Genomic DNA, 8,482 nt, shown 5'->3' with positions numbered 1-8,482 from the left:
ACTGACTTCTTTGCTGATGGATAAAAATGGGTCAGTAACGTTCGCTCAATCCTTTACGGGGTCAGCTTTTCAGCCATATTTTCGTTACCTGACCTCAAAAAATAAGCGAACGGTGAGTGGTAACTGATAACTGATAACTGATGGAAAAAGAGAAGGAGCAGTTTGCTCCTTCTGTGCAGTATCTAGACAAAAATTGTTCTAGTTGCCAACATGGACAGGTTGTGCTTGCAGAGATTCGACTAAACCGCGCACGGCTGCCACCATAGCCACTTCATTATCCAATTGATTGATCGCCGAACCAACACCGATACCGGCCGCTCCAGCAGCGATCGCCATAGGAGCGGTGACAATGGATAAACCGGAAGCGCAGAGGACGGGAACCTTAACCGCATGGGAAATAGCGTGGGCTGCCGCTAGAGTCGGGGCAGCTTTTTCAATCAGTCCCAAAATACCGGCGTGAAGGGGTTGACTGCTAGTGCCGCCTTCGGTTTGAATAATGTCAGCACCCTGACTAACTAAAGCTTCCGCTAGTCTCACCTGTTCATCGAGGGGCAGCAGATGGGGAACTGTCACAGACAGGGTTATTTCGGGCAGTAAGTCGCGAGTTTGACGGGTTAGGGCTAAAACTTCCGCCGCTTCAAAAATGCGTCCTTGAGCATAAAAACTATCGAAATTACCGATCTCAATTAAATCGGCCCCGGCCGCCACTGCCATCACCAACAATTCTGGCTCAACGGCCGATACACACACGGGTAAATTTGTCAAGGCTTTTACCGCCCGAATTAGGTCAGCATTAGCGGCAATATCGACAAAAGTTGCTCCTCCGGCGGTAGCGGCTTTAACTACTGAGAGAACCTGCGAGCGATCGAAATTATTTAACCCACTGATCACTTTCAGGGCATGACGACGGGCGAAGGCTTGCTGTAAGGTAAAATTGATCATTAATCTGCACCTATCTGGAATTCTCAAAAAACATTTTCCCACCTTCTCGCCAGTAAGAGGGTGGGATTTGAGAATTATTAGGGAAATTTTCTTTAATTTAGGTTTTGATTCTCTTGGTTTTTGCGCTTGAGGTTTTGCAGTTGTTGCAGCAGTACCTCGATTTCCGCTTCTAGATGCAGGTATTTCACCTGTTGGTCAGCTTGGTAGGTGGTGCGAATCTGTTTCATTGCGGAGGATTCCTTGGTTAGCACAGTTGTCATAGTGGTATCTATAGAGGACTAATTATCTTCAATTGTTTCAATTTGTGTATAGTACCTTAACAATGTCTTAAAGAAAACCTTTTTATGGTAGTTTCTCAACTGGCACAGGATGAAAGAGAGAAAAAATTCTTGCAACCAAAGGGATCGGAGTGCGATATACTCAGTCGCGAACGATATTGGCAAGCATGACCATGGTAGCGGTAGCAATTTTAGCGGCGGGTAAGGGAACCCGAATGAAGTCCAGCCTTCCGAAAGTTTTACATCCCCTCGGCAGTCGATCGCTAGTGGAACGGGTGCTTAATGTCAGCGAATCCTTACATCCCCGGCGAAAACTGGTAATTATCGGTTATCAGGGAGAACAGGTGCGAAATACTCTACAGCATCTTGAGGATATCGAATTTGTCGAACAAAGGGAACAGTTAGGCACTGGCCATGCTATTCAGCAGTTAATCCCCCATTTAGAGGACTTTCAGGGGGATTTGTTGGTCTTAAATGGCGATGTTCCTCTGTTGCGTCCCGAAACCTTGCAAAATCTTCTCCAGATTCATAAAAACCATGGTAACGCCGCCACCCTATTAACTGCTAATCTTCCTAACCCGAAAGGTTACGGTCGAGTTTTTTGTGATGGCAATAATCTCGTTAAGCAGATTGTGGAAGAAAGAGACTGTACCGATGCCCAAAGACAAAACCATCGGATTAATGGGGGTATATACTGCTTTAATTGGTCAAAATTAGCGGCGATACTGCCTAATTTAACGCCCAATAACGATCAAGGTGAGTACTATCTCACGGATGTGGTCAATTTTCTCGCTCCCGTCATGGCTGTGGATGTGGAGGATTGTTTAGAAATTAGCGGCATTAACGATCGCAAACAATTAGCCACCGCCTATGATATCCTGCAAACTAGAGTTAAGGATCATTGGATGGCTGCTGGAGTCACCATTATTGACCCCGATAGTGTCACCATTGAGGATACTGTCACCCTCAGTCCCGATGTGATTATTGAACCCCAAACCCATCTGCGCGGTGAGACGATAATCGCTTCTGGTTGTCGTCTCGGTCCTGGGAGTTTAATCGAAAATAGTCGGATAGGCAGCGATGTAACAGTCTTATTTTCGGTTATTTCTGATAGTCAGGTGGATTCTGGTTGTCGCATCGGTCCCTATGCTCATTTGCGCGGAGAAGCGAAAATTGGGGCTAATTGTCGAGTCGGTAATTTTGTTGAAATTAAAAAAAGTGACATCGGCAATAAAACCAATATTGCCCATTTATCCTATTTGGGAGATGCCACTTTAGGGGAAAAAGTTAACGTTGGTGCGGGAACAATTACTGCTAATTACGATGGCGTGAAGAAACATAAAACTATGATCGGCAGTGGCACAAAAACTGGGGCAAATAGTGTTTTAGTTGCCCCTTTAAAATTAGGAAAAAATGTCACCGTGGCTGCGGGTTCAACTATCACTAAAAATGTCCCCGATAACGCTTTAGTTATTGCTCGCGAAAGTCAGCGTGTGATCGAAAATTGGGCCGATCAGTTTCAGTAGGTTAATTCCGGGATATAAGGACAGAAAACTGTTGCTAAATTCCGAGATTAGAGTCAAGATAAACACTTTGATAAGGGCAGGAAAGAAAGAGGGGTTGAATGGTACTCAACCCTTACTTATACAGGTGAACTAAATAGTTATTAAGGGGGATGTTTGCTGATTTAACGGCCGCGACGACCTGCTTTACCGACTACGCGAATATTTTCAGGAGATTCGGTAAGTTTAACAAGATTTCCCTGGACAGCGACGATATTTTGCAGTCCTCTTTCCTCCATCTCTGAAAGAATATCGATTCTCTCATTTTTAACCTCGAGAAAATCGATAAATTCTGCTAAAGAATCTGCTGAACGAAAATACTCCTCCAATCGCCGCCATAATTTTGGCCAAATTGGATCGATTGTTTTCAAGTCATCCTTATTTTTAACAGTAACTCCCGTTAAAGTTTTATCACTAGGCCAATAACCTTTTTTATCTTTCTTAGCCACTGCTAAAGCTTTGTTGAATTCTTGTCGCAATTGGGTAAAAAGCGTATTGTAATATAAAGGGTAGGCATAACCCTCTAGTACCTGCCGATAATTGACGGAATCTCTCAGTAGGTTAGCATCTAAAAATACTTCATCTCCATCTTCTTGCTCGGTATTTCCTGCGAAAACGAAACAAATCGGACGACCAGAACTGTCATCCACCATGCGCGCTAGAATATAGCCCTTGGGGGTGGGATTATTATTTTGATCGTAACCGATTAAATCGAGCATATTCTCTTTAGCTTGAGTCGATAAAGGTTTAATTGCCCCTTTTTCGATTGCGTCGATACCCTCGAAACGTAACTGCACAGTGCCGTTATCACGAGAAATATTCGGTCTTCGACCTTCTAATTCAAATAATAGGCGACGATTGTTTGCCAAAAAACGGACAGAATCCCCATCGGGTTGACCGAATTGTGGGGTAAATCTACCTTTGATGAGAATAAACGCCATAAAACCTCTAAGTAGTTGGACAAAATTAAGGTTAACTGTGGGGTAAGGAGTCAGGAGTCAGTAGTCAGTAGTCGGCTTTTTTCTTTCTGCTCTCTACTCCCTTCTCCCCACTTCCCTATCTCCCTTCTCCCTGCTCATAGACAATATTAACGAGTAATTTAGATAGGTCAATGGCTTATCAGTTCACTGATTACTGTTTACTGATTACTGATTACTGATGCGGGTTAAGGCCTTAAATTTGCGCGATGAAGCGTGAAATGTTATAAAAATCTCAGTCCTCCCTATAGAAAAGAGTATAAACTTTATGGCACGCACCGAGTCCACAATGTTAGATTTGGGGACAAAAGCCCCCAGTTTTGCCCTACCCGATGTGGTTTCGGGTGAAACTATCTCTCTGGACAGCTTTACGGCTAAAACCGCTCTGTTAGTCATCTTCCTCTCTGAACATTGTCCCTTTGTTAAACACATTCAAGAAGAACTTACCCGTCTAGGTCGCGATTATGCTAACACCAATCTGGGCATCCTAGCAATTAGTTCTAATGACGTGGAGAAATATCCCGATGATTCGCCCGAAAATTTGAAAAAAATGGCGATAACTCTTGACTTTAAATTCAATTTATGCTATGACGAAAGCCAAGAAGTGGCGAAAGCTTACACGGCAGCCTGTACCCCCGATTTTTTCCTCTTTGATAGTCAACGCAGCCTAGTCTATCGCGGTCAATTGGATGATAGTCGTCCTAGTAATGGCGTACCGGTGACAGGCAAAGATCTGCGCGCCGCTATTGACAAGGTTTTAACCGGTCAACCAGTACCGACGGATCAAAAACCGAGTTTAGGCTGTAATATCAAATGGAAACCGGGTAATGAGCCACCCTATTACGGTTAATTAACGAAGGGTGTGGGGTGTAGGGTGTAGGGTGTAGGGTGTGGGGTGTGGGGTGTGGGGTGTGGGGTGTGGGGAGAATAAATAAAATAATCTCCTGTCTCCTGACTCCTGAATACTGACTCCTGACGACCGACTCCTAACCCCACCAACAAACTTTTTGCCGCAAACCCTATTTCAATAGCGTAACCGATTGCTGTGCTAATAGGGCAGTACCATAGGCCGCTTGATCCTGTTTAGATAAAAGCACGGGAACCCCTAAATGACGCTGACGAATTATTCTCCAAGTCGGATTTTTTGCCCCACCACCCGCACTATAAACTCGCTCTAATTTATTGGCTCCCAATTCCTGTAAACGGTGATAACCTAAAGCTTCAATGCGGGCAATACTTTCCAGTAAACCATGCAAAAATTCTAGAGGATTATCGGGGCGAGGAGTCAGTTTTGCGGGTAAAAAAGGATCATTAATTGGAAAGCGCTCGCCCGCTTTTAGTAGAGGATAATAATCTAAATTACTTTCTTTTTGTCCATCTATTGCTAAACTATAATTTCTCAATTCTTGATCATAAAAAAACTTCTTTAACACTGCTCCTCCCGTATTGGATGCCCCACCAGTTAACCACAAATTTCCTAAACGATGACTATAGATGCCATAGTTACTATCATCAACTTTCTGGCTACTTAATAATTTTAAGACTAAAGTTGAACCTAAAGATGTCACCCCATCCCCTAAAGAATTAGCACCACTGGCTAAAAATGCCGCTATGCTGTCGGTGGTTCCCGTATAAATTAAACAATCTTTCGGGATAGCAAAACGAGTCACTAAATCCGGTTTAATAGTATCGATCGCTGTACCCGGGGCAAAAATTTGCGGTAATAAATTAAACATCGGTAAATTCTCTAACCAATCGGGATAACAGAGATTTTCGAGATCATAACCTAACTTTAAGGCATTGTGATAGTCACTAATTCCCAGTTTACCGTGCAGCAGAAATGCTAACCAATCCGCTTGCGAGAGAAAATAACGCGCTTGCGAAAAAATTTCTTGTTCACTCCACCAAAGTAATTTAGCTAAACTGGAGGTAGCACTAATCACGGGATGGTGAGGGGGTGCTATAGCTTTAATTGCTTCTAAAAATGCAATTCCTCGCCCGTCATTGTATAATATTGCCTGAGAAAGAGGATTACCCCAATTATCACATAATAACACCGTCGAGGAAGTACCATTAATCGCGATCGATTTAAGTTCTGAACGCACCGAATCCCCTAGATTATCCAATAAATAAAATAGGGACTTTTGCCAATCCTGAAAATTGGCATCGGTGAAAGGATAATTAACCTCAGCGACGATTTTTTTGCTAGAATCAATAGCAATCGCTCGCGCTCCCGATGTGCCAAAATCAATACCTAAAGATAAACCCATTGATGTCTTCACAACCCCCTCATTCTGGCTACCATTGGGATGGTATCAGTCCCCGATTTTTTGAAGGTTGGTACTTCCGAGTCATGATTCCGCAATTAGCCGACGGATTCGCCTTTATGTATTCTATTCAAGACCCAAGCGGCGGTCAAGTCAATAGCGGCGGAGCGGTACAAATTTTAGCCATAGAATCTAATTATCTTTGTCGCACTTTTCCCGATACGGATAAATTTTGGGCAAGTCGTCAGGAATTAGCCATTATCCATTGGGGAAAAACTAACTTAAAAATCCGTCCCTGTCTCCTTTCCCCGTCAGCTTTTTTTGAGTCTGTTCAAGAGGGTTATCAAGCAACGGCAAACCAGCAGCAAGGACGAATTTATGATCCCGTCACTGGAGAAATCTGTCAATGGGATTATCGCGTTGAAACTAGGTACAGTTGGGGAGATAAAAAGCGTCCACCCCAAGCAACAGCAGGAATATTATCTTATTTACCGATTTTTGACCCGGGTTGGCAGATTTTAACTGCTCATGGTTTAGCAACGGGAATGATTACCTATGGGGGAAAAAATTACCAATTTGAGAATGTACCTTTTTATAGCGAGAAAAATTGGGGTTATTCTTTCCCCGAAAAGTGGTTTTGGATTAATTGTAATGCTTTCCCTGAAAATCCCGATTTAACCTTAACCGCAGTGGGTTCTACCCGGAAAGTTCTGAACTGGACGGAATCGGTGGGAATTATCGGTATTCACTGGCAAAATCGCTTTTATAAGTTTGATATCTGGAATTCTCAACTAACTTGGACAGTGCAACCCTGGGGATACTGGGAAATGAGGGCAACCAACGAGAATTATACCATTGTCTTAATCGGTATCAGTGATCATCCTCCCGATCGCGTGCGTGTACCCACAGAAAAAGGTCTCTGTTTTGCTTGTCAAGATACCCTCAAAGGTAAATTATCGATAAAATTGGCTGATAGTCGCGGTAAAATCCTTATAAATAGCTCTAGTTGTCTAGCTGGTCTCGAAATTGGCGGTATTTGGCCATCAGCTTGGAGCAAACAGTGATTTAAATCACCATTGCGACGGGATAATATCACGCTATTATTTATCGATCGGTATTAACATTGAGTCAGTTTTTGATCGCTAAAAAATCGTTTCATGAACCAACCTTCTCTCAATTTTGTTGAGCAATTAGTGATAGCAGAAGTGCGGGAACAGTTAAGGAATTTACCTAGTTACTTTCGCCAATATCTCTCGGAGATTAAAATCGATCGAGTCATGAATAATGCTATCCAAATTCTGCCCCGCAGTTTCAAAACTTTGGGGGAAAAATCTCACGATTATCACACCCGAAGATTAAGAATAAAAATTGCTGTAGAAAGAGCGATAACCGATATACTGCATGAACTAAAATTATATTATGTAGCGCAGACAGAAGTGGAAGATGAAGAAAATATTCCCACGGAACCATATTCTGAAAGGTGGGATAGCAGTTATTTTAATGGCTAGGTACAGAGTCTTCCTTTTCAGGAGTTAGCAGCTATTATTCAGAGGATAATAACCCATTAGTTTATAATTTATTCCTATAAGAAATGTTGTAAATCTCTGCTCAGAAATAGAATCGGTCGGTGAGTCTGGCTAAAAAATTATTTTAAAGTCAATAAAATAGGCTTTTTTAGTTAGGTTTTACAGAAGTCGCCCTCGATATTTTTTTTGATAATAATTAATACTATTTGTCAAAAGTAATGGTAAAGATGGTTAATTGTTCCCGCCCCACTTTCAACCTTCAGATTTAATTGCAGCCTAAGCTAAAAGTACAGTAGAAAGAATCAAAGAACATCCCTTACATGATATCATCGGCGAGACTTGGAAACTATTTCATCAAATTATTTACCCGATAGAACCCCCTTGAGCCATCTTGCACACTTTTCTCTTTTTGTCAAATTTTATGTTAAGAAATATGTGACTAATGGATAGGCTTTTAGCGACGGGAGTGTCAATCAGCAATCTCTGATTACAAATTGCGATGGGGTTTGCATAATTATTCCCGTTTGTTCAGCCACTTGTGACCTAACATCTTAAGAGTCACTGATAATTGCTGATTGTCGGTATTGCTGCATAAGTGCGTAAAAGCTGATAGGACAACGAACGGAAAAAATATAGATTGTCAAGGTGCGACAAATCGCTATAATCGTTCCAGCAGAGGTGATAATAATCCCTCGATCATCGAAAAACTGGGTCTGAAACCCCGCCGTTCTAGGTTGGCTTTACCGTCAAATATTAGCACATTTACGGAATATATGCTAAAATGCTCCCCATGGAAAAAGCCTATTGGTTTCGATTTTACCCCACACCCGAACAAGAGTCGCTATTGCGGCGCACCTTGGGCTGTGTAAGATTGGTTTACAATAAGGCACTCCATCTCAGAACACAAGCATGGTACGAAAGACAAGAAAG

9 protein-coding genes are annotated in these 8,482 nt (G+C 42.4%); 5 read left to right on the top strand and 4 right to left on the bottom strand.

The features are described from left to right. Positions 1–198 precede the first annotated feature (198 nt). A complete protein-coding gene (locus EWV84_RS02200; protein WP_286825268.1) occupies positions 199–942 on the bottom strand; it encodes a DUF561 domain-containing protein in 744 nt (247 codons plus the stop codon). A 92-nt stretch (positions 943–1,034) separates the two neighbouring features. Next, complete coding sequence (locus EWV84_RS02195; RefSeq protein ID WP_002801704.1) at positions 1,035–1,202, bottom strand: hypothetical protein; 168 nt, start codon at positions 1,200–1,202, stop codon at positions 1,035–1,037. Between the two features lie 191 nt (positions 1,203–1,393). Between EWV84_RS02195 and glmU the strand changes: the two genes are divergently transcribed. Then, on the top strand, positions 1,394–2,746 hold the full coding sequence (gene glmU / locus EWV84_RS02190) for a bifunctional UDP-N-acetylglucosamine diphosphorylase/glucosamine-1-phosphate N-acetyltransferase GlmU (protein WP_287076128.1): 1,353 nt from the start codon (positions 1,394–1,396) through the stop codon (positions 2,744–2,746). A 161-nt stretch (positions 2,747–2,907) separates the two neighbouring features. Here the strand turns inward: glmU and EWV84_RS02185 are convergent, their stop codons facing one another. After that, positions 2,908–3,723: a hypothetical protein gene (locus EWV84_RS02185; protein WP_286827015.1), complete on the bottom strand. Its 816-nt coding sequence runs from the start codon at positions 3,721–3,723 to the stop codon at positions 2,908–2,910. Positions 3,724–4,027: 304 nt separating this feature from the next. Between EWV84_RS02185 and EWV84_RS02180 the strand changes: the two genes are divergently transcribed. Next, positions 4,028–4,609, top strand: a complete 582-nt coding sequence (locus EWV84_RS02180) for a thioredoxin family protein (protein ID WP_286827014.1) — start codon at positions 4,028–4,030, stop codon at positions 4,607–4,609. Between the two features lie 169 nt (positions 4,610–4,778). On the opposite strand, the gene EWV84_RS02175 is transcribed toward EWV84_RS02180, so the two are convergent. Beyond that, positions 4,779–6,029 (bottom strand): FGGY-family carbohydrate kinase, encoded by a 1,251-nt coding sequence (locus tag EWV84_RS02175; RefSeq protein WP_287076124.1) that lies wholly within the window; start codon positions 6,027–6,029, stop codon positions 4,779–4,781. A 2-nt stretch (positions 6,030–6,031) separates the two neighbouring features. On the opposite strand from EWV84_RS02175, the gene EWV84_RS02170 reads away from it, so the two are divergent. The 3 genes from EWV84_RS02170 to EWV84_RS02160 all read left to right on the top strand — a co-directional run. Continuing rightward, the gene (locus tag EWV84_RS02170) at positions 6,032–7,090 is read left to right on the top strand and encodes a tocopherol cyclase family protein (RefSeq protein WP_287076123.1); all 1,059 of its coding nucleotides are present in this window, start codon (positions 6,032–6,034) and stop codon (positions 7,088–7,090) included. A 93-nt stretch (positions 7,091–7,183) separates the two neighbouring features. Continuing rightward, positions 7,184–7,534 carry a hypothetical protein gene (locus EWV84_RS02165; protein ID WP_287076122.1) on the top strand — a complete coding sequence of 117 codons (351 nt, stop codon included), beginning with the start codon at positions 7,184–7,186 and terminating at the stop codon, positions 7,532–7,534. Positions 7,535–8,342: 808 nt separating this feature from the next. Then, a partial coding sequence (locus EWV84_RS02160; RefSeq protein WP_287076126.1) for a helix-turn-helix domain-containing protein occupies positions 8,343–8,482 on the top strand: 140 nt, incomplete at its 3' end.

Origin of the sequence: Microcystis sp. M_QC_C_20170808_M3Col (genome assembly GCF_007095505.1) — a bacterium.
In the GTDB taxonomy this organism is placed as follows: Bacteria; Cyanobacteriota; Cyanobacteriia; order Cyanobacteriales; family Microcystaceae; genus Microcystis.
Note: the sequence above shows the minus strand (reverse complement) of the source record. Positions and strands in the feature narration are given on the sequence as shown.

Bases quoted from the DNA above. Each gene is read 5' to 3' on its own strand.
- EWV84_RS02200 (WP_286825268.1), bottom strand. From the start codon at position 942: ATGATCAATTTTACCTTACAGCAAGCCTTCGCCCGTCGTCATGCCCTG.
- EWV84_RS02195 (WP_002801704.1), bottom strand. From the start codon at position 1,202: ATGACAACTGTGCTAACCAAGGAATCCTCCGCAATGAAACAGATTCGC.
- glmU (WP_287076128.1), top strand. From the start codon at position 1,394: ATGGTAGCGGTAGCAATTTTAGCGGCGGGTAAGGGAACCCGAATGAAG.
- EWV84_RS02185 (WP_286827015.1), bottom strand. From the start codon at position 3,723: ATGGCGTTTATTCTCATCAAAGGTAGATTTACCCCACAATTCGGTCAA.
- EWV84_RS02180 (WP_286827014.1), top strand. From the start codon at position 4,028: ATGGCACGCACCGAGTCCACAATGTTAGATTTGGGGACAAAAGCCCCC.
- EWV84_RS02175 (WP_287076124.1), bottom strand. From the start codon at position 6,029: ATGGGTTTATCTTTAGGTATTGATTTTGGCACATCGGGAGCGCGAGCG.
- EWV84_RS02170 (WP_287076123.1), top strand. From the start codon at position 6,032: ATGTCTTCACAACCCCCTCATTCTGGCTACCATTGGGATGGTATCAGT.
- EWV84_RS02165 (WP_287076122.1), top strand. From the start codon at position 7,184: ATGAACCAACCTTCTCTCAATTTTGTTGAGCAATTAGTGATAGCAGAA.